This is a genomic window from Paenibacillus sp. FSL L8-0708, from assembly GCF_038009325.1.
Lineage (GTDB): Bacteria > Bacillota > Bacilli > Paenibacillales > Paenibacillaceae > Paenibacillus_AQ > Paenibacillus_AQ odorifer.
The window spans coordinates 4,567,993-4,593,956 of sequence record NZ_JBBPBC010000001.1 but is presented as its reverse complement, the minus strand read 5'-3'; the positions used below and the strand labels follow the sequence as shown (position 1 = coordinate 4,593,956).

Annotated in this window: 21 protein-coding genes and 1 other annotated feature; of the genes, 17 read left to right on the top strand and 4 right to left on the bottom strand. The window is 43.7% G+C overall.

The genetic code is table 11. The features are described 5' to 3' along the window. The first annotated feature begins 395 nt into the window (after positions 1-395). From NYE58_RS22005 to NYE58_RS21990, 4 genes are all read left to right on the top strand, one after another. Positions 396-1,451 (top strand): LLM class flavin-dependent oxidoreductase, encoded by a 1,056-nt coding sequence (locus NYE58_RS22005; RefSeq protein ID WP_076219534.1) that lies wholly within the window; start codon positions 396-398, stop codon positions 1,449-1,451. A gap of 82 nt (positions 1,452-1,533) precedes the next feature. Continuing rightward, complete coding sequence (locus NYE58_RS22000; RefSeq protein ID WP_076129738.1) at positions 1,534-2,217, top strand: Crp/Fnr family transcriptional regulator; 684 nt, start codon at positions 1,534-1,536, stop codon at positions 2,215-2,217. 108 nt (positions 2,218-2,325) lie between these two features. Next, positions 2,326-3,138 carry a DNA alkylation repair protein gene (locus tag NYE58_RS21995; RefSeq protein WP_341003035.1) on the top strand — a complete coding sequence of 271 codons (813 nt, stop codon included), beginning with the start codon at positions 2,326-2,328 and terminating at the stop codon, positions 3,136-3,138. Positions 3,139-3,378: 240 nt separating this feature from the next. After that, complete coding sequence (locus NYE58_RS21990) at positions 3,379-4,953, top strand: acetamidase/formamidase family protein (protein WP_341003034.1); 1,575 nt, start codon at positions 3,379-3,381, stop codon at positions 4,951-4,953. Between the two features lie 53 nt (positions 4,954-5,006). On the opposite strand, the gene NYE58_RS21985 is transcribed toward NYE58_RS21990, so the two are convergent. Next, entirely contained in the window at positions 5,007-5,453 is a 447-nt protein-coding gene (locus tag NYE58_RS21985; protein ID WP_038571749.1) for an Lrp/AsnC family transcriptional regulator, read from the bottom strand. A 152-nt stretch (positions 5,454-5,605) separates the two neighbouring features. After that, positions 5,606-5,836 (top strand) — a binding site (T-box leader). A 187-nt stretch (positions 5,837-6,023) separates the two neighbouring features. Here NYE58_RS21985 and tyrS point away from each other — a divergent pair. The 3 genes from tyrS to NYE58_RS21970 all read left to right on the top strand — a co-directional run bounded on the left by tyrS (position 6,024) and on the right by NYE58_RS21970 (position 9,240). Further along, positions 6,024-7,283: a tyrosine--tRNA ligase gene (gene tyrS, locus NYE58_RS21980; protein WP_076129736.1), complete on the top strand. Its 1,260-nt coding sequence runs from the start codon at positions 6,024-6,026 to the stop codon at positions 7,281-7,283. A 205-nt stretch (positions 7,284-7,488) separates the two neighbouring features. Next, the gene (locus NYE58_RS21975; protein ID WP_036688213.1) at positions 7,489-7,776 is read left to right on the top strand and encodes a hypothetical protein; all 288 of its coding nucleotides are present in this window, start codon (positions 7,489-7,491) and stop codon (positions 7,774-7,776) included. A gap of 219 nt (positions 7,777-7,995) precedes the next feature. After that, the gene (locus NYE58_RS21970) at positions 7,996-9,240 is read left to right on the top strand and encodes an anaerobic sulfatase maturase (protein WP_248548786.1); all 1,245 of its coding nucleotides are present in this window, start codon (positions 7,996-7,998) and stop codon (positions 9,238-9,240) included. A 63-nt stretch (positions 9,241-9,303) separates the two neighbouring features. Here NYE58_RS21970 and NYE58_RS21965 read toward each other — a convergent pair whose 3' ends face one another. Next, on the bottom strand, positions 9,304-10,503 hold the full coding sequence (locus NYE58_RS21965) for an ROK family protein (protein WP_341003033.1): 1,200 nt from the start codon (positions 10,501-10,503) through the stop codon (positions 9,304-9,306). Positions 10,504-10,689: 186 nt separating this feature from the next. Between NYE58_RS21965 and NYE58_RS21960 the strand changes: the two genes are divergently transcribed. The 5 genes from NYE58_RS21960 (at position 10,690) to NYE58_RS21940 (ending at position 15,278) form a co-directional block, all read left to right on the top strand. Next, positions 10,690-11,352, top strand: coding sequence for a chromate transporter (locus NYE58_RS21960; RefSeq protein ID WP_341003032.1), 663 nt, complete (start codon positions 10,690-10,692; stop codon positions 11,350-11,352). Between the two features lie 11 nt (positions 11,353-11,363). Further along, entirely contained in the window at positions 11,364-11,897 is a 534-nt protein-coding gene (locus NYE58_RS21955; protein WP_341003031.1) for a chromate transporter, read from the top strand. A 35-nt stretch (positions 11,898-11,932) separates the two neighbouring features. Continuing rightward, positions 11,933-12,910, top strand: coding sequence for a formylglycine-generating enzyme family protein (locus tag NYE58_RS21950; protein WP_341003030.1), 978 nt, complete (start codon positions 11,933-11,935; stop codon positions 12,908-12,910). 39 nt (positions 12,911-12,949) lie between these two features. Continuing rightward, positions 12,950-13,783, top strand: coding sequence for an AraC family transcriptional regulator (locus NYE58_RS21945; protein WP_340010432.1), 834 nt, complete (start codon positions 12,950-12,952; stop codon positions 13,781-13,783). Between the two features lie 106 nt (positions 13,784-13,889). Beyond that, on the top strand, positions 13,890-15,278 hold the full coding sequence (locus tag NYE58_RS21940) for a sulfatase (RefSeq protein ID WP_076129730.1): 1,389 nt from the start codon (positions 13,890-13,892) through the stop codon (positions 15,276-15,278). Between the two features lie 81 nt (positions 15,279-15,359). Here the strand turns inward: NYE58_RS21940 and NYE58_RS21935 are convergent, their stop codons facing one another. After that, positions 15,360-17,138 (bottom strand): cache domain-containing sensor histidine kinase, encoded by a 1,779-nt coding sequence (locus tag NYE58_RS21935; protein WP_341003029.1) that lies wholly within the window; start codon positions 17,136-17,138, stop codon positions 15,360-15,362. Next, on the bottom strand, positions 17,125-18,564 hold the full coding sequence (locus NYE58_RS21930) for a response regulator (RefSeq protein WP_341003027.1): 1,440 nt from the start codon (positions 18,562-18,564) through the stop codon (positions 17,125-17,127). The genes NYE58_RS21935 and NYE58_RS21930 overlap by 14 nt, the downstream gene beginning before the upstream one ends. A 249-nt stretch (positions 18,565-18,813) precedes the next feature. Between NYE58_RS21930 and NYE58_RS21925 the strand changes: the two genes are divergently transcribed. The 5 genes from NYE58_RS21925 to NYE58_RS21905 all read left to right on the top strand — a co-directional run bounded on the left by NYE58_RS21925 (position 18,814) and on the right by NYE58_RS21905 (position 25,858). After that, positions 18,814-19,782, top strand: a complete 969-nt coding sequence (locus NYE58_RS21925) for an ABC transporter permease (protein WP_341003026.1) — start codon at positions 18,814-18,816, stop codon at positions 19,780-19,782. A 24-nt stretch (positions 19,783-19,806) separates the two neighbouring features. Beyond that, positions 19,807-20,706 (top strand): carbohydrate ABC transporter permease, encoded by a 900-nt coding sequence (locus tag NYE58_RS21920; protein WP_076129726.1) that lies wholly within the window; start codon positions 19,807-19,809, stop codon positions 20,704-20,706. 57 nt (positions 20,707-20,763) lie between these two features. Beyond that, on the top strand, positions 20,764-22,395 hold the full coding sequence (locus NYE58_RS21915; protein WP_076218680.1) for an extracellular solute-binding protein: 1,632 nt from the start codon (positions 20,764-20,766) through the stop codon (positions 22,393-22,395). A gap of 121 nt (positions 22,396-22,516) precedes the next feature. Further along, entirely contained in the window at positions 22,517-24,412 is a 1,896-nt protein-coding gene (locus tag NYE58_RS21910; protein WP_341003025.1) for a family 20 glycosylhydrolase, read from the top strand. 15 nt (positions 24,413-24,427) lie between these two features. Further along, a complete protein-coding gene (locus NYE58_RS21905) occupies positions 24,428-25,858 on the top strand; it encodes an arylsulfatase (RefSeq protein ID WP_341003024.1) in 1,431 nt (476 codons plus the stop codon). The last annotated feature ends 106 nt before the right edge of the window (positions 25,859-25,964 follow it).

The window sequence follows — 25,964 nt, the reverse complement described above, 5'->3', positions numbered from 1 at the left end:
CACTGTGGCGCATTGGCGGTAAAGTCCCAGTATAATTGTTGTATTGTGGTCAGTTCACACGAGGTCTTGTTTGTCGGACCGTATTGCAGCTATTTTCACTTTTTAGTTCATTTTGCGATAGTTTCGGACTGTATTGCGCTTATTTCCATAAAAACACACATTATGGAAGCTACTTTGCACGAATAGCTGCATCTAAGTCCGATAATTTAGCAAAATGAATGAAATTATTAAATTAACGGCTCCTCAGTCCGATCTATAGTGAGGGGGATCTAATTAGATGAACTTCGATTATAGTCGAAGGGACCTAAATTAGTTAGTATAATTAGGTAGTCCCTTTATGGTTTTTTACATCCAGAGAATAATGCATCGTGCAGAATATTAGGAGGAAATGAATAGTGGAACTTGGAGTAAGCACATTTGTCGAGACCACACCTGATGTCCAAACGGGTGAGACAATAAGTCATGCAGAACGACTACGTGAGGTAGTGGAGGAAATTGTACTTGCCGAAGAGGTGGGATTAGATGTATACGGAGTAGGTGAGCATCATCGGCATGATTATGCGGCGTCTTCACCTGCGGTTGTACTGGCTGCGGCTGCTTCGTTGACTACTAAGATCCGGCTGAGCAGTGCTGTAATGATCCTGTCTTCAGCCGATCCGGTGCGTGTGTTTCAGGACTTTTCAACGCTGGACGGAATTTCAAACGGACGTGCGGAGATTATGATCGGCCGGGGTTCGTTTACAGAGTCTTTTCCTCTATTCGGATATGATCTGAAGGATTATGAAGAACTGTTTAATGAGAAGCTGGAATTGTTATTAGCCATCCAAAAGTCAGAAAAAGTGACCTGGAAAGGCAAACACCGAGCAGCTATAGAAAATTTGGGGATTTACCCGCGTCCGGTTCAAGATCCTTTACCGATTTGGATCGGGAGTGCAGGAAGTCCAGAATCTGCGATCCGCACAGGATCACTAGGTTTGCCTTTTGTTTTAGCGATTATAGGGAATGTTCTACCACTGGATTATGCGTCACATGTACAGCTTTACAAAAAAGCAGCAGCTGAAGCCGGGCATGATATTTCAAAATTTCCAATCGCTTCGCATTCACACGGGTTTATAGCGGAGACTAATCAGTTAGCGCTGGAGAAATTTTTCCCTTCAACGCATGCCCGGACCAATGTGCGGGCGAAGGAAAAAGGAACACCTCCGTACCATCGTGCAGATTATGATGCAGCGTGCAGCTTAGAGGGCGCCCTTTACGTAGGTGATCCAGAAACTGTCGCTAATAAAATCATTCATCTGCGCAAGCATGTGGGAATTACGCGATTCTTTTTACATGTGCCGCACGGCACGATGCCTCATGAGGATGTTATGCAGGCGATTAGACTGCTGGGCACCGAAGTGGCCCCACGTGTGCGGGAAGAAGTAGCGCGCTGGGAAGCAAGTAACCGGTAATTTAGTAAGCTGCGTCCTTAGGACGTGGCTTTTTTTGTAAGGTATACTGAAGAAATGAATAGCGTTTTATACAGGAGGGGCAATGGAAAAAAATCATTATTTATCTCAATTCAATTTGCTTCAATCGTTAGGACTGGAAGATCTAATTGAAATGGAAGAATTAACGCGAATAACAGTAGTCCCCAAAAATACATATATCCAAACACCGTCAACCTTTTCTGAAGGGCTGTTTTTTGTGAAAAAAGGGAAGGTTCGCTTATACCAATTAAACGCAAACGGTAAGCAATTTACATCGGATATCCTCAGTGAGGGTAATGTTTTTGGTGAAATGGGTATGATTTCTTTTGGAACGAAGGAACATTATATTGAAACGATTGAGGAAAGCCATATCTGCACAATTGATCCTGCAAGGTTTGAAGAATTCATCTCTCACCGGCCTAGGTTTATGATGTCATTATTGCAAGTATTGAGCGACCGCATAAAAAGTATGAGTCAGTTAACTCAAAATCTAGCCATCGGAAATCTGCATGATAAAATATTGTGCGTTCTTTTAAAGCTGGCGGATCAGCATGGGGTTGAGCATAAGGATAATTGTTACAAAATTAATGTTCCTCTATCGCATCAAGAAATCGCTAATTTAATTGGAGCCAGCAGAGAAGCTGTAACAGTGGCATTGCAAGAATTGGTGAAAGCGGAGGTTATTCAGACAGGGTTCAGAACTATCTATATCCAGCGAGACAAGATTTTGGAAAGAAATATAACATAGATATCGAGTTGTAAACGAGATTACAGCTTCATTTTTAGAAACAACGGTATCCTAGCTATGACATGAAGGTGATTTAAGCTTTCAAATCATAGTGAAGGGACGATTTCCATGGAACACAGGAAGGGTGCTCGGAGGGTTACTGAAATTCCCGTTGAGATTGTAGAACTGCTGAATAAAGGATATTTACAGACCGTAAATTTAACGGAATGGCTTGCTGTGGATCATCTTGTCTTGTTGGAAAATGTACTGAATGAGCTAGGTTTTGAACAGGATGCTAAACCAATTTTACAAAGGCTGAATGCGTTATCGGAAAAGAAAATCATGAAGCTCATCCCGGTGATTTCACGTGAGTGGCAGCTTCTATTTGACTGTAAATCAGAGCTGGAACGTTCCCGGCTATTTGCTGTGTTAGCTCATCATAAATCCGATAGTGTTCGCTGCTGGGCTGCTTATATCGTGGGCCAGAATCATCAATGGAGTCTAGTTCAAAAACTAACAGCAATCCGTCCTTTTGCAGCGGATGGTCATTTTGGGGTGCGTGAGATTTCATGGATGGCTTTAAGGGAATCAGTCATTGCCGAGCTGGATGCTTCCATTGAATTATTAAAGGCTTGGATTCATGATCAGGACGCGAATATTAGGAGATTTGCGATCGAATTGACGCGCCCACATGGGGTATGGGCAAAGCATATTACAGCGCTCAAAGAAAATCCAGCGATTGCCCTTCCGCTATTAGAACCTCTTAACTCTGATCCGGCAAAATACGTTCAGGATTCTGTAAGCAATTGGTTAAATGATGCTAGTAAAAGCCATCCGGCATGGGTACAGCAAATTTGTGACGATTGGTTGTACCTATCAGGTACCAAGGAAACAAAGCGGATTGTAACCCGGGCAACAAGAAGTATTACTGATCAAAAATAAAATTAGTACATTACTTTAGACTGGATAATCCAACGCCAAACACTATGAGCTAATAAGTGTTGGCGTTTTTTTATTGTGGAGTTAACTTGGATAATTCAAGAGAAAGACTCCTTCGTGTTTATTATTTAAACCGAAATTCGTGAAAATATTTATATTGTTAATCCTCAAGTCATCTGTTATACTCAGAAACACCAAATGTTATAAAAACTAACACTAATTAAAAGAATGGAGGATTTTCGTATGAGAAAACAAATAATTCGTAATGTAGGTGTCACGTTATCCCTGTTTTTAGGGGTGAATTCTTTAACTGGTGTTATGTATGCTAACACAACGAACGGTGCGTATAAACCAAAAACCCATGTTCTAAAGGCGAATTCGGAGACTGTTCGATGGGGGAATATAGGTAAGGGAGATCCAGCTCTAACTGTGCATTCGGGAGACATCGTAACGGTTGAGGCCATTACACATCACTCTGGTGATGATTACGAGCGGATGATTAAAGGAGATGCGGGAGTAGAGGATATTTTCCACTGGATTGAGGGGGAGAAGAACGAAGCGCTCCGCGGGCCAGGCGTACATATTATGACGGGTCCCATCGCTGTTGAAGGTGCTGAACCAGGAGATGTGCTGGAAGTTAAGATTCTGGACATGAAGCTGAGACCAAATGGGAATGACCAATACGTTGGCAAAACATTTGGCGTGAATGCCGCAGCGAACTGGGGTTATCTATATGGAGATATGGTGGAGGAGCCGAAAAAGCGTGAGGTAGTAACCATCTACGAGATGGATACGGAGGGTGGAACAGATTATGCAACAGCTGTATATAACTACAAATGGTCTGCGCAAACCGATCCAGATGGTCAAGTGCACCCGACAATTGACTACCCGGGTGTTATCGTTGACCAAAATACGATTGATAAGAACTTCGATGTGCTAAAAGGTGTGAAAATTCCGGTTCGTCTCCACTTTGGTACAATGGGTGTGGCGCCGAAAGAAGCGGATGTTGTTGACTCCGTTCCACCATCTTACAACGGCGGTAACGTAGATGATTGGCGGATTACGGAAGGTGCGACGATGTATTATCCTGTATCCGTAGCTGGTGCACTACTGTCGATCGGTGACCCGCATGCCGGTCAAGGCGATTCGGAGATTAACGGAACTGCGATCGAGACATCGGTCACTGGGGATATACAAGTCATTCTTCATAAAAAAGCATCGCTTAACAACAAGCTGAAAGGTTTAAACTTCCCATTACTTGAAAATGAGAACGAGTGGGTTGTGCATGGATTCAGCTACGCCAATTATTTGGAGGAGCTGGGGGCTAGTGCTCAGACGGATATCTTCAAAAACTCGTCCATCGACAAAGCGATGAAGGATGCCGCTCATAAAACAAAAGATTTTTTAATGGCTGGAATGGAATTGAGCGAAGATGAAGCGTATTCTCTGATGTCTGTGTCAGCTGATTTTGGAATTACACAAGTGGTGGATGGAAACTGGGGCGTACACGCCTTAATTGATAAAGGTCAATTCGGCGATTCCGAGCGCAAGCCCGTGGTTTTACGGAGCAGCTTTGAGAACTTTGGAGCAAAGGTTGGCTGGCAGCCAGCCACTAAGACAGTTACGCTAAGCTACAATGGCAATGTTCTGGAGATGAAGGTTGGAGCGACAACGGGGATTTACAACGGAGAGACAGTGAAGCTTGCAGCCCCAATAAGTGTTGTGAACGGGAAGATCGTGGTCAGCGAATATTTCGTGAACTTTTATAAAGCTAAGCTGGCTAAGACAGAGCAGGACGAAATAGCAATTATTCGATAATCCTAAAAAAATCCATATGAGAAAAGAACCGTCTTTATAGGCGGTTCTTTTTCTTATATATTCAATCCGTCCTGATTTTTGTGACGTTTTAATAAGATTTGGTTTTCTACACGTACCAGTCCATCCAGACAGTAGATTGATTCATGCATAAACCGTTCCATCTCTTCAAGATTCTCTACCAAGATGTGAATATGCAGAATACATGGTCCCGTCATTTCGTATAATACAGCTACGCGTTCGTTTTCCTTTAATACATCGACGATATGATTTAAATGAGCAGGTTCTACTTCAAGTTCCAGGTAGGCGGAGATTTTCTTTCCTAGCTTTTCAGCACTGATGACAATCGAGAACTGTTCAATAATCCCTTGATTGACTAGCCGATCAATACGATCTTTCACCGCGACACTTGATAAACTGACTTCTTTAGCTAGATCAGTATAGGAAATTCTGCTGTTTTGGGCCAGCCGCATCAAAATATGGTTATCGATAGGATCTAGCATGCGGATTCGTTCACCTCTTTTTTCGTAATTGTATCAGAAAAAAAGTGGAAATGCCTAGTAGCGCTTTACAGTAGAAGTGTGTGACGGCATTCTCTGCTGAAGATAGTTGACATAAAAGAATTATTTCACTATACTGGCTGTAATCTTATATACGATATACGTTGAAGGAGCCCAGTAGTAACTTAGTCCCTGTTTCAGAAAGCCGGGGGTTGATGAAACCCGGTACACACTAAGCTTGCGAATTACACTTTGGAGTATCTCGGGTAATACCGAGCGGAATGGCGAACGATATCTCGTCAAGAGTGGTATCAATGGTATGCTTGAGCATAAGCGTTTCATGGGTGCAATCTGGGTGGTAACACGGTTATTCAATCGTCCCTATGTCTACAATAGACAAGGGGACGATTTTTTTTATTTTTAAATATAAGGATTTATAGGGTTCACTTCATCAATACTCCTTATATTTCTCGCTGAAACGGTCCCGTCCTAATCAGGAGGGCGAACCGTTTCCGCTTGGCGGACTGATGTTTCATTTATAGGATAACTACTAATTTTGAGGGGTGTAAGGCAATGAATATTATCGACGAACTAGAATGGCGCGATGCCATCAATCAACAAACAGATGCCGAAGGGCTTAGAGAACTGACCAATCAAAAATCGGTATCCCTGTACTGCGGTGTAGATCCAACAGGTGACAGTATGCATATTGGCCACTTGATTCCATTCATGGTGCTCAAAAGATTTCAACTGGCAGGACATCGTCCGGTGATTCTTATTGGTGGGGCTACGGGAACGATTGGTGATCCAAGTGGACGTCAATCCGAACGCTCTTTGCAAACGCTGGAGCAAATCCAAGCCAACGTTGACGCACTTACAGCACAGATGAAAAAACTGTTCGTGACTGATGGCGACAATCAAATCCGCATGGTGAACAACTACGATTGGACGCATAAAATCAATGTTATCGAATTTTTGCGTGACTATGGTAAAAACTTCAGCATCAATTCGATGCTTGCCAAGGATGTTGTAGCGAGCAGATTGGACAGCGGAATTTCCTTTACGGAATTCTCCTACCAAATCCTGCAATCCCTGGACTATCTGCACCTGTTCCAGCATGAAGATGTGCAGCTGCAAATCGGTGGTTCTGACCAATGGGGGAACATCACAAGTGGCTTAGATCTGATCCGTAAAAAAGAAGGTTCTGAGGCGGTAGCATTCGGACTTACCATCCCGCTTATGCTGAAAGCCGATGGTACAAAATTCGGTAAAACAGCTGGCGGAGCCATTTGGCTGGATCCGAACAAAACGACAGCTTTTGAATTCTACCAGTTCTGGGCGAATACAGATGACCGTGATGTTGTGAAATACCTCAAGTACTTTACATTCCTCTCTAAAGAACAAATTGATGCACTTGCAGAAAAGGTGCAGACCGAACCGCATAAACGTGAAGCGCAAATAACACTGGCTGAAGAAATGACCAGATTCGTGCATGGTGAGGAATTGCTGGAGCAGGCTAAACGTATTACTGCCGCTCTGTTCAGTGGAGATATTAAATCTCTGACCGCTGACGAGATCGAGCAAGGCTTCAAGGAAATGCCGACCTACGAAACGACATTGGAGTCCAAAAATATCGTGGAGTGGCTGGTAGATCTAGGAATTGAGCCATCCAAACGTCAAGCGCGTGAAGACATCACCAAAGGCGCGATTTCCATGAACGGTGAAAAAGTTAGCGATGTAGCATTTGAAGTTACAGCCAGCGAAGCCATCGGCGGACGTTTTATCATTATCCGTAAAGGTAAGAAAAACTACAGCCTGGTGAAATTGTCCTAATAATAAGAAGCCTTCCTTATGAATAAGGAAGGTTTTTTGTTGTATTTTAAGTATAGAGGCCGACTATTTGCATATTAAGTGAAATTTGAAAGGTGAAATCGTCAAAATTATGGTAAGCTTAGGATTCGTGTGATTTATGGATTAACATGATATTCTACAACTATAACAGAAAATTAGGAGTGGTAATTTGAGAAGACAAAAACCAATGACCATGGAAGAATTGATGAATGAGTTACAAGGACAGAAAACGTATCAAGAAGATCCCAATCACATCTCTTTCGAGAAATTGTTTAATGAAGCGTTTATGAGTAAGTATTCCAATTACAAAAGTTTCGATGAGTTTGTAACCAAAGGGAACTTTCAAGTAAAGACAGAAGAAGATGTTGCTGACATACCTGATGAACTGTTTGATCGTCATGTTGTTAGGGAGACGAAGTTTGCGGATTGGAAATCCATGTTGGAAACAGCGAATAGAGAATACGTCCGTAATTAATAAGACTAGTCTCTAACTACCGTTAGACTCATCCACAAAGAAACTGCACACCCTTATTACTTTGTCCCAACGGACAATGGGGAGTGCAGTTTTTTTGTGCCCAGTTATTTGACCAGCTATGATGTTTTACTCATCGTTGACTTGCAGATCTATGATTTAATTGAACAAATAGGAATTAGGTTTTACAAAGATAGTATTACATAGGAGGGGCAGAATCGTATGACTGCATGTATACAAACCTCTAAGCAGGAGACCCTTCATGTCATGTGGAAAACCGTCTCAGAGGATTGTAATCTAGCCTGTGATTATTGCTATTACAGTACTGCCGGGGGACATCCTCAGCAACCGATCCGGGTGATGGATACGGAGCTTCTGGAGCGGTTTATCGCTCAGTACATGAAAAGATCATCAGGGATAGCGACTTTCTCTTGGCAGGGTGGGGAGCCATTATTGGCCGGACTTCCGTATTTTGAACAAGTGATTTCATTTCAAGCTAAGTACGCTCCGCCTCATACGATGATCAGTAATGCACTGCAGACCAATGGAACGCTTATCCATGAGAAATGGGCGAAATTTTTTAAACGGTATAACTTTTTGGTCGGGATTAGTCTGGATGGCCCAGAGCCTATTCATGATGCTCATCGTGTAACGGGTTCGGGGAAAGGCAGTTATGATCTAGTTATGCGTGGGATTCGTCATTTACAGAATGAGGGTGTGGAGTATAGTATTCTGACGGTGATTCATGAAGATAACGTGACGAAACCAGATGAGTTGATGGCATTATATCTAGAACACGAATTTCCTAATATTCAGTTTATCCCCTGCATGGATTTTGTTTCTCAGAAAAGTGAAGTAGCGGGACGTTTCCGAATTACACCTGAACAATACGGAGTCTTTTTATGCCGTACATTTGACCTTTGGTACAACGGTGGGTACCCAGAGCTTCCTATTCGTATTTTTGAGAATATGCTTCTTGTATTCATGCATCGTGAGGCAGAGTTATGCGTTCACAACTCATGTTGCCCGAAGATGATGGTGCTTGAAACGAACGGGGATGCCTACCCTTGCGATTTCTTTATTGATGAAGAGCATAGGCTAGGAAATATCGGCCAAACTGACTTGGAAGCACTGCTAAGCAGCCCAGTATATGATGATTTTTTGTTAATGAAGCCCAATATGAATGAATCATGCTATAAGTGTGAGTACCTTAGCTTTTGCAATGGGGGATGTCCGCGCAACCGGAATTGGCTTGATGTTAATGATCGGACTGAGGTTGATTATTTCTGCCATAGCTACAAAATGTTCTACTCATACGCCTATGAACGCATGTTATTACTGGCGAACCGACTTAGATCGGAGCGGATGCTGGAGTACAGGAAAAGTGCAAAACCACTTCCGGGTCGAAATGATCCATGTTTCTGCGGAAGCGGGAAGAAATTCAAAAATTGCTGTCAGGCATTATAGCTTTGACTAGATAAGGTTGTCCCAACAGTCATGCAAAGGATTGGGAACAACCTTTTTGTTATGTTATAGAACCATATGATTTCTCGCCATTATTGCCGCACCCGTCACCACAGCTTCTTCTTTTAATATACCTAGGGAGAAGTGAGGTTGGTATTCAGGATAACGGTAAGTGTTTCTCTGTGCCACCTCCACCGCTGTTTGGAAAAACAACTCGTGAGAGTGAATGAGTGCACCGCCTAGAATGATGGTCTCTGGATGAAACAGGTTGATAACGTTGGCGAGTCCGATCCCGAAGTGGCTGGCAGCTTGGGTAAATAATTCACGCGCGTGTGGATTACCGTCTCTAAAGGCTTGTACCAATACATCATAAGTCAGCTTCTCAGGCGCCACTTTATATCTTTGGAGGATCAGTTTGTTGTCCATTTTCGCCTCTGAGCGTGCACTTTGTTCTAGCGCCTGCACAGATACAAATGCTTCCAGAGCCCCGTAGTTCCCGTCATGATTTAATCGGGGTCCATCTGTCTGGATGATCATTTGACCAATTGCATCTTCCATATCCATTGTGCCATGAACAATACTTCCATGCGACATCATCGCATAGCGGAGACCTGCTCCAGCATGTACATAAAGCATATGCTGGATGTTTGCGTGACGGATAGACCATCGTTCCCCAAGCAATGCGGAATTGGCACCGTTGTCCAACCAAGCTTTGAACCCCGTCCGTTCCTCTACCAGTTTGCAAATCGGCAGATTGTTCCAGCCTGAAGAAGGGAAGTGCAGCGGTTTTAGGATCAAGCCTTGTTCCCGATCAAGTGGCCCCACAGCCCCTATTCCTATCCCGATGATTTGACTGTCCACTAACTGATGGTCCCTAAGGAAAGCGCGTATTTGAATACTGATATGATCTATAAATCTTTCAGGTGTGAATGCCTGATCCATTCGCCAGTGAACTATTGATTTTGGGTTCATTTGCATATCAAATAAACCAAGAGAAGAATACACTCTGGAGATCTCTAAACCGATTATATAACCGTAGGAAGGATTGATCTGGTATAAAATAGGTCTTCTGCCTCCGCTAGATTCTCCAAATCCGCTTTCTATCAGCAAGCTTTCTTCCGTCATCTCATCTAATATCCGGGTCATTGTGCTTTTGGTAAGTGAAAATGTCTGTAGAAGATCCAACTTGGAAACAGTGCCTTGTTCGGCGATTCGGTCGTATAGGAGTTTTTTTGGTGATGGAATGTGTGTCGAGCGCTTTTCCACGATATACCTCCAAGCTATATATAGGATGAACTTGTAAGATCGTTTTTTATATAGTTTGTATTTATTAACATGAATATAGTATAACTCATAAACCCTTGGTTGTATTTTACCGTTCAAAAAACTTAATTCCATTTTGGGAAAAAGTGATATAATGAAATTACGACAGATTATATAAGGGTGGATTCCATGAGAACAACTATGAAAACAAATATGATACCGAATACAGAACTGAGGATAAGTCTATTGTTTCAGTTGTTTTGGGTATTTGTTCGAATTGGTCCTGTAACCTTCGGGGGAGGTTATGCGATGATCCCTATGATCGAACGGGAAATTTCCGCTAAACGAAAATGGCTGGGTGAAGAGGAGATGGATGAAATTCTATCTTTAGCTGGTGCTGCACCTGGGGGTGTAGGTGTAAATGCAGCAGCATTCATTGGTTATCGTCTTGCTGGTGTGAAGGGTGCGATTGCTGCAATCGCAGGGATAACGATTCCGACCTTTATCATTGTTTGTTTGCTTAGCGCCGTATACTCCCAACTGGCAGACCAGCCAAAAGTCATTGCCGCTATGAAAGGGATAAATGGTGCTGTTATTGCCTTGATCCTAGTAGCTGCATATCGAATGGCCAAGAACGCTATAATTGACAAGACTACCGCTGTTACGGCGTTAGTTATACCGGTTGTTTTACTGGTTTTCGGAATTAATCCCATTTACGTGATTGCAATTGGTTTATGTATTGGGTTTGTATATCTGCAAATTAAACAGCTCTTAGGGCTCCAAGTTCGAACGGAGAAGGAGTCCTTGAAAGCTTCTGATGAAGAATCGAATTATCCGGAGTATTACATCTAGGGGGAAGCGATGTGATTTGGAGTTTATTTTTCACTTTTATAAAAATTGGCCTTCTTTCTTTTGGAGGAGGGTACGCCATCATTCCGATGATTCAGCATGAAGCCATGGCTGGGGGTTGGTTATCCGAAGGGGAATTCCAAGAGGTAGTTTCCATCGCAGGAATGTCACCCGGGCCTGTTGCAACGAACAGTGCAACCTTGATCGGATATCGTATAGCCGGAATCGAAGGAGCGATTGTGTCAACATTAGGCATGGTTCTGCCCTCATTTTTAATCATCATCGTTATTTCCGTCTTCTTTTATCGGGTGAGGGACAGTCAATGGATTAAAACGTTATTTTATGGTTTGCGGCCAGTGATTACAGGCTTGATTGCCTATGCTGCGATTCGTTTTGGCTTAACTAGCGTGGAACATGCTTTTATTACTTGGCAGACCCTTGGCATGTTGATCATTGTATTCGCTGCACTTTATGGTTTAATGAAATATAAGCTGCATCCGCTCACCATTATCGTTGCTTCTGGCATTCTTGGGGTAGCTTTTTTTTAGACAGAGCCGGGACGATCCCAGATTGGAGGTAAATCATGTCAGAGAATATACGGGCTTGTTGTTCAGCTAGTCGAAATCAAGTCGCGAAACAAGAATCTATTGATGTTTGTAAGGAGAACACAACGGTTCAAGGAATAACAGGGGTAAAAGATTTCTCGGACATGATCCTTATCCCTGGAGGCACTTTTCTTATGGGGACGGATGATAAGGAAGGGTTCCCCGCAGATGGAGAAGGGCCGACTAGGAAGGTTACCTTATCTTCCTTTTTGATGGATGCAACGGCGGTTACGAACAAGCAGTTTGCTGCTTTTATCAAGGAAACAAACTATGTTACAGATGCGGAACGATTTGGATGGTCTTACGTGTTTCATTCTTTTGTTTCCATGGAGACTGGGAAAAAGGTGACCCAAGTAGCCACTCAAACCCCCTGGTGGTGGGTGGTGGAGGGAGCGGATTGGTGTCATCCTGAAGGTCCGGATTCCCATGTAGATGAACGACTTGATCATCCGGCTATTCACCTATCATGGCATGATGCGGATGCATATTGTCGCTGGGCTGGTAAACGTCTGCCTACGGAAGCGGAGTGGGAGTATGCCGCACGAGGAGGACTGGTTCAGAAACGGTATCCTTGGGGGGACGAATTAAAACCAGGCGGAGAGCATCGCTGTAATGTATGGCAGGGAAAGTTTCCCGATAAAAATCATGCCAGCGATGGATTTGCAGGTACCGCACCTGTAAATTCCTATCTGCCTAACGGCTATGGTCTTTATAATATGTCAGGAAACGTGTGGGAATGGTGCGCGGATTGGTTTACTAAGGATTATCATTTATCTTCCGAAGCCGTGAATCCGAAAGGTCCAGTAAGTGGTGTCGCAAGATCAATGCGCGGAGGATCGTATTTGTGCCATAAATCTTACTGCAACCGTTATCGGGTGGCGGCTAGAAGCAAAAATACTCCAGACAGCTCTGCCGGGAATATTGGCTTTCGATGTGCGGCTGATTATACAGGTTAGAGCACTTTTACGACTACTACATAAGAAGGAGGAACTTCCTTGTCCTCTATCATCCATAGTCAGTTTGACATCAGCGTGCTGGACGTCCTAAAGATTCAATATCAGAAGCGGATCCTGTTCGATTATGTCCAGTCTTGTTATACCGTCTCTTATATCCAAAAAGGTGAGGTATTGACGACATCCTCCGAAGGAGAATATGTTGCTTCTGCCGGAGATGTGATGATCCACCGTCCTAACGAGCCTTTCAATGTGATCTCCAAAACGGATGGCGTACATTATCTGTTTAATATTAACGCTAAAGTTAAAGACGGAGATGACTTTTTTAAGTTATTCCCTTTAGGCAAGGTGATTCGGGTCCGGGATCGAAGCGAATATGAGCGAAGGTTTGACGAGTTGCGAAGCCTGTGGTTGCAGGAGGAAGATGATTTCAGGAATGTTCAGGTCGGTTCATTGGCATTTTTTCTTCTTTATGAAATTATGGAGAGTACCAAGCTTGGCGGGCGCCGCTCTTCACGAGATCCCTTTATCACGGACCGCTTTAACGAAGCGTTGCAATATATGGAGGAGAGGCTTGATCAGGAGATTAGTAGAGAGGAGCTTTCCAAGCTCTATCATATGAATCCTGTTTATTTTAGCCGGGCATTTCAGAAAATATATAAACTGACACCCATGCAAATGCTGCGAAAATTGCGGCTGCAGCAAGCTAAACAAATGCTGGAATATACGGATTATACAATCGAGCATATCTCCCAGAGATGTGGTTATTATGATGCTTCACACTTCAGCAAGGTATTTCGTGGCGAATACGGCAAGGGGCCGGCAGAGTACCGGAAAAGTATCGAATTTACAAAAACAAACATCGCTGCTCCATAGCGGAGTTTTCCATATTCATTTACTCTTATAAGCATGAGCAGATCATTCTAAGCTCCCCGAATCGAGCGTAACCATTTCGATGAAAAGGAAAGGCAGGGAAAAACTCATGAGAATCTTGTATTTGGATTTGGATTCGCTTCGCCCGGACCATCTGGGATGTTATGGCTATCATCGGAATACCTCCCCGAATATCGATTCAATCGCTAAAGAAGGTGTCACCTTTACCAACTACTATTGTTCAGATGCTCCTTGCCTGCCGTCTCGTTCCGCCTTAATGTCGGGGCGATTTGGCATTCATAATGGGATTGTAGGGCATGGCGGAACCGCTGCTGATATGCGTAGAGAAGGAGCCAAACGTGAATTCAATGACCGTCTGGGGATGGAGAGCCTTCCGGCTATATTAAGGCAAGCGGCGATGAAAACCGCATCGATCAGCACCTTCTCCGAACGACACTCGGCGTGGACCTTTAACGCCGGGTTCCAAGAAGTGTTTAATGTTGGTGGCAGAGGGCATGAGACGGCAGAGCAGGTGCTTCCAGTGGCACTTAAATGGATTGAGGATAACGGGGAGTCCGAAAATTGGTTTCTGCACCTGAATTTCTGGGATCCGCATACACCTTATCGTACACCCGAGAGCTACGGTAATCCGTTCGAGAAGGAGCCTTTACCCGATTGGATCACGGAAGAAGTGTTTGAGCTTCACCGAAATAAGAAGGGGCAGCATAGTATTGAAGATATGAATGCGCTCGCGAAATCGCATTATCAGCAGCATTTCAGGCATCAGCAGGAGATAGAGAACCGTGATGACCTGCGTGTTATCTTTGACAACTATGATGCTGGAGTTAAGTATCTGGACGAGCATCTCGGGAAAGTTTTTTCTAAGCTGAGAGAACTTGGCGTGATGGAAGATACGGCTATCTTGATCTCTGCGGATCATGGAGAGAGTCTGGGTGAACTAGGAATTTACTCCGAACATGGCACAGCAGACGAGGCGACTTGCCGTATTCCGATGATTGTTCGCTGGCCAGGGGGCAAGAAGGGAATCGTGGAGGAGGGGCTACATTATCACCTTGATCTAGGACCTACATTAGCGAGCCTTTTGAATTTGAAAGCGGCTGCTTCTTGGGATGGTGAAAGTTATGCAGGTGCTATTTTGGAGGGGAATTTGGGAGGGCGTGAGTATCTCGTAATCTCACAATGCGCGCATGTGTGTCAACGCAGCGTCCGGTTTGCGGATTGGTTATATATACGTACCTATCATGACGGACACCATGGATTCCCGCAAGAAATGCTGTTTGATTTGAAGCATGATCCTTATGAACAACATAATCTTGCCGAAGTGCGTAAAGACGTTTGTATGGAGGCTGTCTATCTGTTGAATGAATGGCATGATCATATGATGGGCTCCATGGATTGTGATATCGATCCATTATGGACGGTACTTATGGAAGGTGGACCCTACCATGCCAAAGAGTATCTGAGCTCATCCTTATAGGATGCTTAATAATATCCTAATAAATGCGGCGAATGAAAGACATATGAAAGGGAGGTTGCCCTGAATGGGCAACCTCCCTATTTATGTTCTCGCTTTTTGTGGATCTATTAAAGATCCGGGAAGCCTCAAAACGGTCTTCGTCCCGCTACCCTCCTTACTGTACAGCAGAACGCCGCAAGGATCGCCATACTTAAGATTTAGACGATTATTGACATTTAGGAGACCGATATGATCTCCTGATTCTATATTCTTACCAGCCAGCAACTCCGTAAGTTGTTCCAGTCTTGTTGTATTGATACCTACACCATTATCTTCAACCACGATTTCAAGCAGCCCCGCTTCGTTTTTCTCTACGGAGATCAGCAGAATTCCTTGTCCTTGTGCCTCAAGCCCATGACCAAGCGCATTTTCAACAATAGGTTGAAGGATCATTTTAGGCACGGGAATGTGTAACCATTCCTGTGGACACAACAGCTTGTAAGTAAATTTGTCCGGGAAACGGCCTTGGTAAATCCTCACACAAGATTCCGCGATTTTCAGCTCTTCCTCAAGAGTTACCTCCTCTTTGCCTTTGATGCTGTACTTTAGCATTGTGCTTAAGGCGGTAGTCATCTCGAAGATATCCCGATTTCCTTTTACGATCGCAACGCCCTTGATTGTATCTAAAGTATTGCTTAAGAAATGCGGATTAATTTGACTTTGTAAATACGAATATTCCGCCCGCTGCTTTTCCAGATCGGTCAGATAAAGTTGAGTTGAAGCATCGATTAATTGGTCCGTCAAATCGTGGATCCGTGTGGTCATATCGTTGAACTGTCGAGAGATGATTTCAATTTCAGCATAGCCCTTTAAATCGACCTTGTTATTCAATATCCCCAGACTTCCGCCTTTTAATTGATTCATATAGCGCATAAGCCTAGACAACGGTCTTAAGAGATTCATCATAAGCACAGAATAGGGAACAGAGACGACCAGCAAGATTAAGGCTAGAAGAGCATAGCTGACCTTCTTCAATTTCTCCAGTTCTTTCATTAAATTATGGACAGGAACAGCGGTTATGATTTTTCCAGAGATCTCCGGTAAGCTAAAGGACTGAATTGCATATTTCTTTCCATGAACCGTCTCAACGATGGACTCTCCATCCCTTCCAGTTGCCCGAGTTTGAAACTGCTGGAGCATATCCTCCGGCTCATTGCTATTAGAGTAGATCATGCCTTTATCATCCATCATAAAAAAGCTGGTTCCGACCAATCGGGGATACTCAGAAATTTCAGTTTGAATGGCTTTCATATCTACAATAACTGCGAGATAGCCAATTTTTTCACCATATAGGGACGTGTCACCTGAAGCGAAGATGTTCATCCCGAAAAGCAGTTTTCTCTTGTCGATGACTTTGTCTGGAGGACTGTATCCGCGATAATGAACGATTCCATCCTCCTCAGCTGTTTTCATAAGATCGATAGCATATTTTGTTCTTCCTGCTAAGGAAATACGTGTGTTTGAGCTACCGATAACAATAATATCTAAGATATCCGTGTTCATATTTCGGGCGATGCTCAACAATCCTTCAACTTTCTGGGATAGATCGTAGACTCGAAGCTTATCATTCTCGACTAGGAACTTTTGGACGGTCGAATCGTAACCCACATTCATCATCATGGAAGAAACGTTGGCATAGTTGTCAGAAATCCGTTGCTTGAGGAGGGAGACCAGCTCCGTATTGTATTGCGTATTTTGATTAATGATAGTCTCGCTTGATAGTTGGTAGACTCGTGAAACGATGATTGGGTTAATGGCAACAATAAATAACCCGAATAGCAAAACCTGAGTACGGATGGATAGTCTCTTAAATGTCTTCATTGTTTAGTTCCCTATATTGTGTAGGTGTCATTTTGAGATGCCGCTTAAAAATTCGTGTGAAATAGAAATAATCCTGAAAACCGCATTTCTCACCGATTTGGTAAATGGAAAGGTTGGTTTCGATCAGCATTTTACAAGCGTATTCAATTCGTAAACGACTGATATGTTCGATGATGGTCTCGCCGACCTCTTTTTTGAATAATTGGCATAAGTAATTTGGGCTTAAAAAAAACTGATTGGCTAATTGCTGGATCGAAATTTCTTGATTGAAATGGTTGCGGATGTATAACATGATTTCTTTGACTTTATGGTTTGAGATTCGTGAAATATCAGTTTCGTTTCTGTTCATAAAAATATCAAGTGTCATAAGAATCAGATCATCAATCATAGCTTCAGCCGTGCCGTACCGATAATAGAGCTGTTCATATCCTTCAAAAAAACGGCCGCTAACCCGAGTTCCTTCCCGAGGAAATAAGTAGAGGATCGATGTATAGAGCAAATAGGCTTCTTTAATGGTGAACGTTCCCTCTTTGAATAATTTCTTTATCGATTCCATGGCTGCTATGAAACCGAGCCGGTCTTTATTATGAAGAATCCGGGAAATCTCTTTGAGCTTCTCATCGATCGGTATTTCCTGTTGTGGATTCACCCGGTAACATCCGGGCATCCCCGTTGTGAACATACTGAAAGCAGCATGAGAGGCGGACTCTAAAGACGCATCCAATTGTTGTATATCCGAAATAGGAGGACCGATCCCGACTCCGCACTCTTGTACAACTTCTGTTTGTTTAAGACCCTGGAGGAAGACTTCGTATTGGCACTCTTCCAATAAGTAACCATACCGACGGCGGCTCATTGGGAAGACCAGGGAAGAGAACTGCCTGACATCTACAGGTGAACTTAACCCTTGGATAACAATGGGGATATGAGGGGTATCTTTCGACAAGGGTATTTTCTTCTCATCCAACCATAAGTTAATTCGTTCAAGATCTCCGGAACAAACCGCTTCATAAAGTTCGAAGTCGTGGATAGGTTGTTCTTTAACTGTCTTGGAATCGTGTTGCTGGGCTATTCGGTTGAGCATTCCTTCAATTTCTTCGATTTCAAAGGGTTTGAGACAATATCCGAAAGTACCATAATTCATTGCTTTTTGTGCATAAGCGAACTCGGCATGTCCGCTGAGTACGATAAAGATCGTATCCGGCGCGATGGCCTTGCCACGTTGAATGAGCTCTAGTCCATTCATAACAGGCATCTTGATATCTGTTAGAACAAGGGTGGGGCGAAGCGATTGAATTAATTGAAGGGCTTCTTGCCCGTTTTCGGCATCGTCGATCACTTCAAAGCCGTATTTCTTCCAATTCACTCCTGCTTTAATTCCTTCTACAATCCACTTCTCATCATCTGCAATAATTACTGAACGCATAAGTGAATCCCCCTCTCTTTATAGAGCTCTTAGATTTATCCTAGCGATTGTGGACCAAGGGGGGTATGGACGATCTTACGCTCACTATGTCCGATATTACGTGCCACAGGAAGGTCTCCCGCAAAGGTGTGAAAAATCCACATGATCGGAGTTGTATTCTCTATACAAGAGAATTTACACTCCCGATATAATTTACCATATAAATCGCTTACAAGCATAACAAACTCATACAGAAAGGTGGGGAGAAGATTGGCTGATTCTGTAACCGCTCGTACGCCTAAACGAAACTTAAAAACTCGTGCTCCAAAGCAAAGTTTAGGAAAAACGATTTTACAGTACAAGTATTTTTACCTCATGGTTCTACCGGTGTTAATCTGGTATGCCCTCTTCAGCTATGCTCCCATGTACGGTGTAACGCTAGCGTTCAAAACATTTAATTACAGTGAGGGGATTCTGGGAAGTCCTTGGGTTGGGTTGGAGAATTTTCAAACGCTGCTGACCGACCCCGATTTTCGCAAGGCGTTTTGGAATACGGTCATTATCAGCTTGATGAAGCTGGTCACTCATTTCCCGATGCCCATTATCCTGGCGATTGTTTTATATGAGTTTTCCAGGACAAAAATGAAGCGGTTTTTTCAGACGATCCTGACGTTCCCGCATTTTATATCGTGGGTTGTACTGTCGGGGATTATTATCAATATTTTAAGCAAGGACGGGATTTATAACCAGATCATCATGCTGTTTGGTGGAGATCCGAATTCTCCTCTTGTCGATGAAAATGCATTCAGACCCGTTCTGTATATCACGCATGTGTGGCGAGAGATCGGTTGGGATTCAATCATTTACCTGGCGGCTCTGGCAGGGATCAATCCTGAGCTGTTTGAAGCGGCTGAAGTGGACGGAGCGAACCGGTTTCGCCGTTTGCTAAACATCGCATGGCCGGGTTTGAAGAGTACAGTCGCAGTTCTGTTAATCCTTCAAGTTGGACAACTACTAACCCAAGGTTCGAGCTTCGAGCAAATTTTCAACCTGTATAGTTCGCCGGTATATTCGGTTGCCGACACGATCGATACTTACATTTATCGGACTTCCTTCACGATTGGAGGAGACTTTGGATATATGACCGCCGTGGGTGTCGTCAAGTCCATTATCAGCCTAATCCTTTTATGGGCGGCCAATACGTTCGCTAAGAAGATGGGCGAGGAAGGGCTGTATTAATCTGCAGGAAAAGGGGAGAAGCAAGTGACCGACACAACGGTTAAAAAGAGAAAAAAGTGGAGTGTCTTCGATATCGTTGCATTCGTGGTTCTGGGGCTCCTAGCAATAGTAACATTTTTTCCTTTCTATAATGTTCTTATTATCTCTGTGGCAAAGTTCGAAGCGATTAGTAAAAGTGACTTTTATATTTTTCCGCTTTCGTTTGACCTGTCCGCTTACAAGCTTTTGCTTCAGGATATGAAGTTTTGGACTTCCATCTTTAATTCTGTCATCGTAACTGTGGTTGGCGTGTTGTTCAGTATGACAATCTCTGTGGCGGGAGCTTACGCATTATCCAAGCGGGGTATGCCCGGCAGAAACATAATGCTCAGCTTGATCTTGTTCACTATGTTTTTCAATGGCGGTTTAATTCCTTTTTACTTAGTCGTTAAAGATCTAGGATTCGTAAACAATATACTCGTCATGATCATCCCCGCGGGTCTCAATACGTTTTATCTAATCATTATGAAAAACTATTTCAACACCATTCCAGAAAGCTTGGAAGAATCGGCTAAGCTGGACGGGGCGAATGATCTGTACATTCTTTTCAAAATCATTATTCCGATTTCTGCTCCATTCATGGCGACTTTTGCTTTGTTCTATGCTGTGGAAAGATGGAATGAATGGTGGTATGCGCTGATTTTTATCAGTGACGCTGCAAAAGCACCACTTCAGATTTATCTGCGGGAGACACTCATTACTTCGAATTCCTTGCTAAGCCAAATGGCACAAACGATGGCCGAGCAGGAGCAGACGGGGAAGGTCTACACACCTGCACTTCAAATGGCAGCGATTGTAGTTTCGAGTATTCCGATTATTGTTGTTTATCCGTTCCTGCAGAAGCATTTTAATAAAGGGATTATGGTGGGTTCAATAAAAGGATAAGAAAGATTTTAAATAGATTGATTCTATCCTAAAATAGTATAAAGGGAGGTTTCAAGCATGCATAGAAAGAAAATAATGACATTGGCATTATGTATAACTTTGTTGGCTTCAGTACTCACGGCTTGCGGTGGAGGCAATAACGGCAAAGGGCAGGCTGGTTCAAACGGTGAAACATCTCCGAATTCTTCTAACTCCACGGATAATCCTTACAAGGATCCAATGACCATTTCTCTTGGGTTTTGGGATGCGGATGCCGAGATTGCTAACATCGAAAAGGACCCGATCGCTAAACAAGTATTGGAGAAATTCAACATCACACTAAAACCTGTCAATTTGTCTTGGGATGACTATACCCAGAAGATTCAAATGTGGGCCGCTTCCGGCCAATTGCCAGACATTTTCGCGATCGACGCCGTCGGCACGCAATATCAGCGCAAATGGGTGAATCAAGGCGTTGTCAAAGCGCTCCCGGATCTTTCAAAGTATCCAAACCTTGCAAAATACTTCGAATCGCCAGATATTAAAGGATTAGGAGTAGATGGAAAGTATTATACTGTGCCTCGCCGGATGTTCCCGAGTGTTGATTGGAGCGCACTGGATCGTATGGTCTTCTATCGTTGGGATCTTGCTCAAAAGGCTGGGATCACCAAAGAGCCAGAGACATGGGAAGAGTTTGAAGCCATGCTTGATGCAATCGTAAAGTCGGATCCGGAAGGCAAGCATATTACTGGTCTTACGACGACAACTACCAAGATGCTGGGCGGATTCTTCTGGTTGTATGGCAACCCGGTTGCTACTAGTGATGGAAGCGGCAGTGATTTTAAATGGATCAAAGAGGATGGAAAGTTTATCCCTGCTGTATTCTCTAAAAATGCGCTGCCAGCGCTGCAAAACATGAAGAATATGTACGAAAAAGGGTTGATCGATCCAGACATCGCGCTCGTCAAACCAGCAGAGTCCTATGACAATTTCGTAGCAGGCAAAGCAGCTGCTCTTCTAAGCGGTGGAGGTTTCATAAATTTAAATAGCGATATGTATGAAAAACGCTGGAAAACAGCTTATCCGGATAAGGATATGACGGAGAGCGTGAAGGCGCTCAAGCCGCTTATCGGTCCTGATGGTGAACGCTCTCATGCCATCTTTAAAACATACTGGTCAGAAAGCTATTTCAGCAATAAGATTGACGATAAAAAGATGGATCGCATCATGGCACTCTATGATTATGTGTTGTCTCCTGAAGGCAAGGATCTGTTGACTTATGGCATCGAAGGTGTAGATTATAAGCTCGAAAATGGGCAGAAGGTTGTCATTGAAAAGGGTTCATTAAATGAGAAGTATCCAGCTAGCAGATTTCTGAAGAATTTGGTGGCTTATGAAACTTCAGATAGCTATAACATGGATAACCCGACGATTGCTAATGAAGGAATCCGCAAAGAAGCTGTCGATTACATCGACTGGATTCAGAACAATACAAAGGTGCCAGAATACGACATTCGGTTAACTTATATGTCCACCCCAACAAAGGATAAATTTACTGTGCTTGACCATGATGATTTGCTTAAGATCATGCTTTCCAAAGAACCCGTTGAGAGTTACTGGAATAGCATTGTGAACGATTATAAGGCTAAAGGTCTTGATAAAATGATAGAGGAAGTAAATGAGAAGGCCAAGGAACAAGGTATTGAATAATGGATGAATAGAGAAGATCCGGGCGGAAGTAGCCCGGATCTTCCGTTTAATTATTTGAAGTATGGCTTAGACTGTGCGGCGCTACTGACCGCATACTTATAAGATTGGGAGGGTAAAGTCTATGAACCTTAGCATTCATTTGACAGGGTTAACCGAGAAACAGTTAGCAGCTGTTTCAGAAGTAGCGGGAATATTGAGTATTCGAATGGAACACTCAGGGATACCAGTGATTTGTAAGAAGCAAGGGAAGGGCATTCAAATATCTTACGATGAGGCTCAGGTCACCATTGCGTATGAACAGGAACATCAATTGTTCCGGGCACTCAGCCGATTTCTTGAGAACGTACGCCGTGGAGAACGAGTTGAAATTAATGAACAGCCGGTTTATGAACAGTTAGGCTTCATGGTAGACTGTTCGCGAAATGCGGTTCTTAACTATGAAGGATATAAGGAATTGATCCGGCGTTTAGCGCTTATGGGATATTCAACGGTTCAGTTGTATACAGAAGACACCTACGAACTGGAGGGATACCCTTATTTCGGCTATTTGCGAGGCCGATATACAGGAGATCAAATTCGGGAGCTGGATCAGTATGCCGCGTTATTTGGCATAGAACTGGTTCCTTGTATTCAGACCCTGGCCCATCTCGGCCAAGCGTTGAAATGGCAGGCACATGCACCGCTTGTGGATTTCCAGGATATTCTCCTTATTGATGATCCCAGAACTTATGAGTTAATTGATCGAATGTTTGCTTTTATGTCGGCTCATGTAAGCAGTCGCCGCATAAATATCGGGATGGACGAAGCTCATATGATGGGACTTGGTAAATACCTGGATAAGCATGGGTATCAGGATCGAACCTCATTAATGTTAAAACACTTTAGCACTGTTATAGAGATCGCCAGAAAATATGGTTTCCAGACGATGATGTGGAGCGACATGTTTTTCCGTCTGGCCAGTTCCGGAGAATATTACGATGCTGAAAGTCCAATTAGCCCTGATATTGTAAAGCTGATTCCTGAAGATGTTACCTTGATCTACTGGGATTATTATTCGGAAACGCAGGAGAAATACGACGGGATGTTAAGCAAACATAAGCAGTTGAATGATCATATTGGATTTGCAGGTGGTGCTTGGAAATGGATGGGCTTCGCTCCAAACAATGAATTCAGTCGTCATGTCAGTCTGCTGGCTCATGATAGCTGTGTTAAGTATGGAATTCAAGAAGTGTTGATTACCGCATGGGGAGATAATGGCGCTGAAGCTTCCGTTTTCTCGGTTCTTCCTACCCTTCAACTTTGGGCGGAGCTCTGCTACACGAGATGTTTCGTGGAGAACCATGTCAAAGAAAGATTCAGTAGCTGCGTGCAAGGCAATTATGATGACTTTATGGCACTCGATGCGGCCAACTTGGTTCCGGGTAATTCGGCACCGGGGGGATGTTCTATCAATCCGGCTAAATACTTGCTTTATCAAGATATTTTATGTGGTTTGTTCGATCGACATGTTATTCCTAGCGCGTATTCGAAGCATTATCAGCAAAGTGCAGAAAAGCTCGAACAGGCGATCACTCGCAATTCGCCTTGGCAATCTTTATTCTCTGTACAAGCCAGCTTGTGTCGCTTGCTCGAAATAAAGAGCGAAATCGGGATTTCTATACGCGAAGCTTATCATCGTGGAGATTTAGAGGAATTGGCTCACTTTGCCAAGGTGACTTTGCCACAATTATCTGATTTGGCCAGACAATTCATGGACGACTATCGAGTGCAATGGGAGCAGGAAAATAAGGTGTTTGGTCTTGATGTCTTTGATCTTCGTATGGGAGGATTGCTTCAGAGAATCAGAACGGCGATTCATCGAATCAATCGTTATGTCGAAGGGAACGTGGAAAAGATTGCTGAATTAGAAGAGGAGCTTCTGACGTTCGACGGCCTTGTTGACGAGGGCAACCCCAGGGCGATAAGTGCGAATTTATGGCACACGATTGCAACACCATCTGTGATCGCTGGGGTTTAAGAAGGGGGTGAGGTTATGATTGATACTAATCTGGACAATCAAAAGGGCACAAAGCAGCCTAACCTTCTGCTTATCACCGTAGATCAGATGCGTTTTGATTGCCTGAGCATTATGGGACATCCCGTCGTTGAGACACCCAACCTGGACGCTCTGGCATCAAGGGGGATCTTATTTGAGCACGCGTATTCGGCTACCCCCAGTTGTATTCCCGCCAGGGCTGCTATCATGACAGGAATGGGGCAAAGATCACATGGCCGGGTTGGTTATCAGGATAAGGTTGAATGGAATTACGCCCATACGATTGCCGGAGAGCTTGCTCAAGCTGGTTATCATACGCAGTGTGTTGGTAAGATGCATGTGTATCCTGCACGTAATCTATGTGGATTCCATAATGTGGTGCTTCATGATGGATATCTTCACTACAATCGGGATAAGAACCAAACGTTCCATGATGAACACTATGATCAAGTGGACGATTATTTGCAGTGGCTGCGAAGACAAACTGATGCCAATTCGGATATCACTGACTTAGGCCTCGATTGCAACGCCTCAACGGTTGCCCGCCCCTGGCACTTGCCGGAAGCGATGCATCCAACGAATTGGTGCGTAACCGAGTCGCTAGACTTTTTGCGAAGAAGAGATCCTGGGAAACCATTTTTCCTATGGTCTTCCTTCGTTCGCCCGCATTCCCCCTTGGATCCGCCACAATGTTATCTAGATATGTACAAGGACTTGGAATTTCCTGATCCTCCAATCGGAGATTGGGTGGACGAGAGTGCGGCCTTAAACGCAGCTAAGGATCCAACTTCTTCGTTCACTAATTTGCCAAAGCGCAGATTGGATCGTGCCCGTGCCGCGTATTACGCGCTAATTACGCATCTTGACGACCAAATTGGGAGGTTGATCAATGGGCTGCAGGAGTATGGTGTTTTAAATGAAACTTTGATTCTATTTACTTCTGATCATGGTGAAATGATGGGGGATCACCATTACTTCCGGAAATCTCTTCCTTATGAAGGAAGTGCTAAGATTCCTTTCATAGTGTTTGATCCGGGAGAAACGCTTGCACTTCTTGCCGGCTCCCGGCTTGATTCCATTGTAGAGCTTCGCGATATTATGCCCACATTTCTTGAAGCTGCTGGCGTCCAAATACCATTTACAGTAGAAGGGCAAAGTGTGTTGCCGCTGTGCAGGGGAGATCAGACATTATGGCGATCTTATATTCATGGGGAACAAGCCTATGGAGAAAAGTCCCACCACTTCTTAACGGATGGAAGAGAGAAATTTATTTGGTATTCTCAGACAGGGGAAGAGCAGTATTTTGATTTAGCGGCAGACCCCTCAGAGAAGATTAATGCGATAGGCTGTATTGATAAATTCGAGCGCATAAAAGAATGGAGAGAGCGTCTTATTCACGAGCTGAGGGACGAGAGGAAGGGTTTGTAAACAACGGCGAATGGATTGCCGGACGCCCAATTTCTCATATTCTAAAGGCATCCCAATTGGGGGAATAATCATAACTTAGGGCAACCTGAACTTTCAGGTTGCCCTA

Bases quoted from the DNA above. Each gene is read 5' to 3' on its own strand.
- NYE58_RS22000 (WP_076129738.1), top strand. From the start codon at position 1,534: ATGGAAAAAAATCATTATTTATCTCAATTCAATTTGCTTCAATCGTTA.
- NYE58_RS21995 (WP_341003035.1), top strand. From the start codon at position 2,326: ATGGAACACAGGAAGGGTGCTCGGAGGGTTACTGAAATTCCCGTTGAG.
- NYE58_RS21990 (WP_341003034.1), top strand. From the start codon at position 3,379: ATGAGAAAACAAATAATTCGTAATGTAGGTGTCACGTTATCCCTGTTT.
- NYE58_RS21985 (WP_038571749.1), bottom strand. From the start codon at position 5,453: ATGCTAGATCCTATCGATAACCATATTTTGATGCGGCTGGCCCAAAAC.
- tyrS (WP_076129736.1), top strand. From the start codon at position 6,024: ATGAATATTATCGACGAACTAGAATGGCGCGATGCCATCAATCAACAA.
- NYE58_RS21975 (WP_036688213.1), top strand. From the start codon at position 7,489: ATGACCATGGAAGAATTGATGAATGAGTTACAAGGACAGAAAACGTAT.
- NYE58_RS21970 (WP_248548786.1), top strand. From the start codon at position 7,996: ATGACTGCATGTATACAAACCTCTAAGCAGGAGACCCTTCATGTCATG.
- NYE58_RS21960 (WP_341003032.1), top strand. From the start codon at position 10,690: ATGAGAACAACTATGAAAACAAATATGATACCGAATACAGAACTGAGG.
- NYE58_RS21950 (WP_341003030.1), top strand. From the start codon at position 11,933: ATGTCAGAGAATATACGGGCTTGTTGTTCAGCTAGTCGAAATCAAGTC.
- NYE58_RS21940 (WP_076129730.1), top strand. From the start codon at position 13,890: ATGAGAATCTTGTATTTGGATTTGGATTCGCTTCGCCCGGACCATCTG.
- NYE58_RS21935 (WP_341003029.1), bottom strand. From the start codon at position 17,138: ATGAAGACATTTAAGAGACTATCCATCCGTACTCAGGTTTTGCTATTC.
- NYE58_RS21930 (WP_341003027.1), bottom strand. From the start codon at position 18,564: ATGCGTTCAGTAATTATTGCAGATGATGAGAAGTGGATTGTAGAAGGA.
- NYE58_RS21915 (WP_076218680.1), top strand. From the start codon at position 20,764: ATGCATAGAAAGAAAATAATGACATTGGCATTATGTATAACTTTGTTG.
- NYE58_RS21910 (WP_341003025.1), top strand. From the start codon at position 22,517: ATGAACCTTAGCATTCATTTGACAGGGTTAACCGAGAAACAGTTAGCA.
- NYE58_RS21905 (WP_341003024.1), top strand. From the start codon at position 24,428: ATGATTGATACTAATCTGGACAATCAAAAGGGCACAAAGCAGCCTAAC.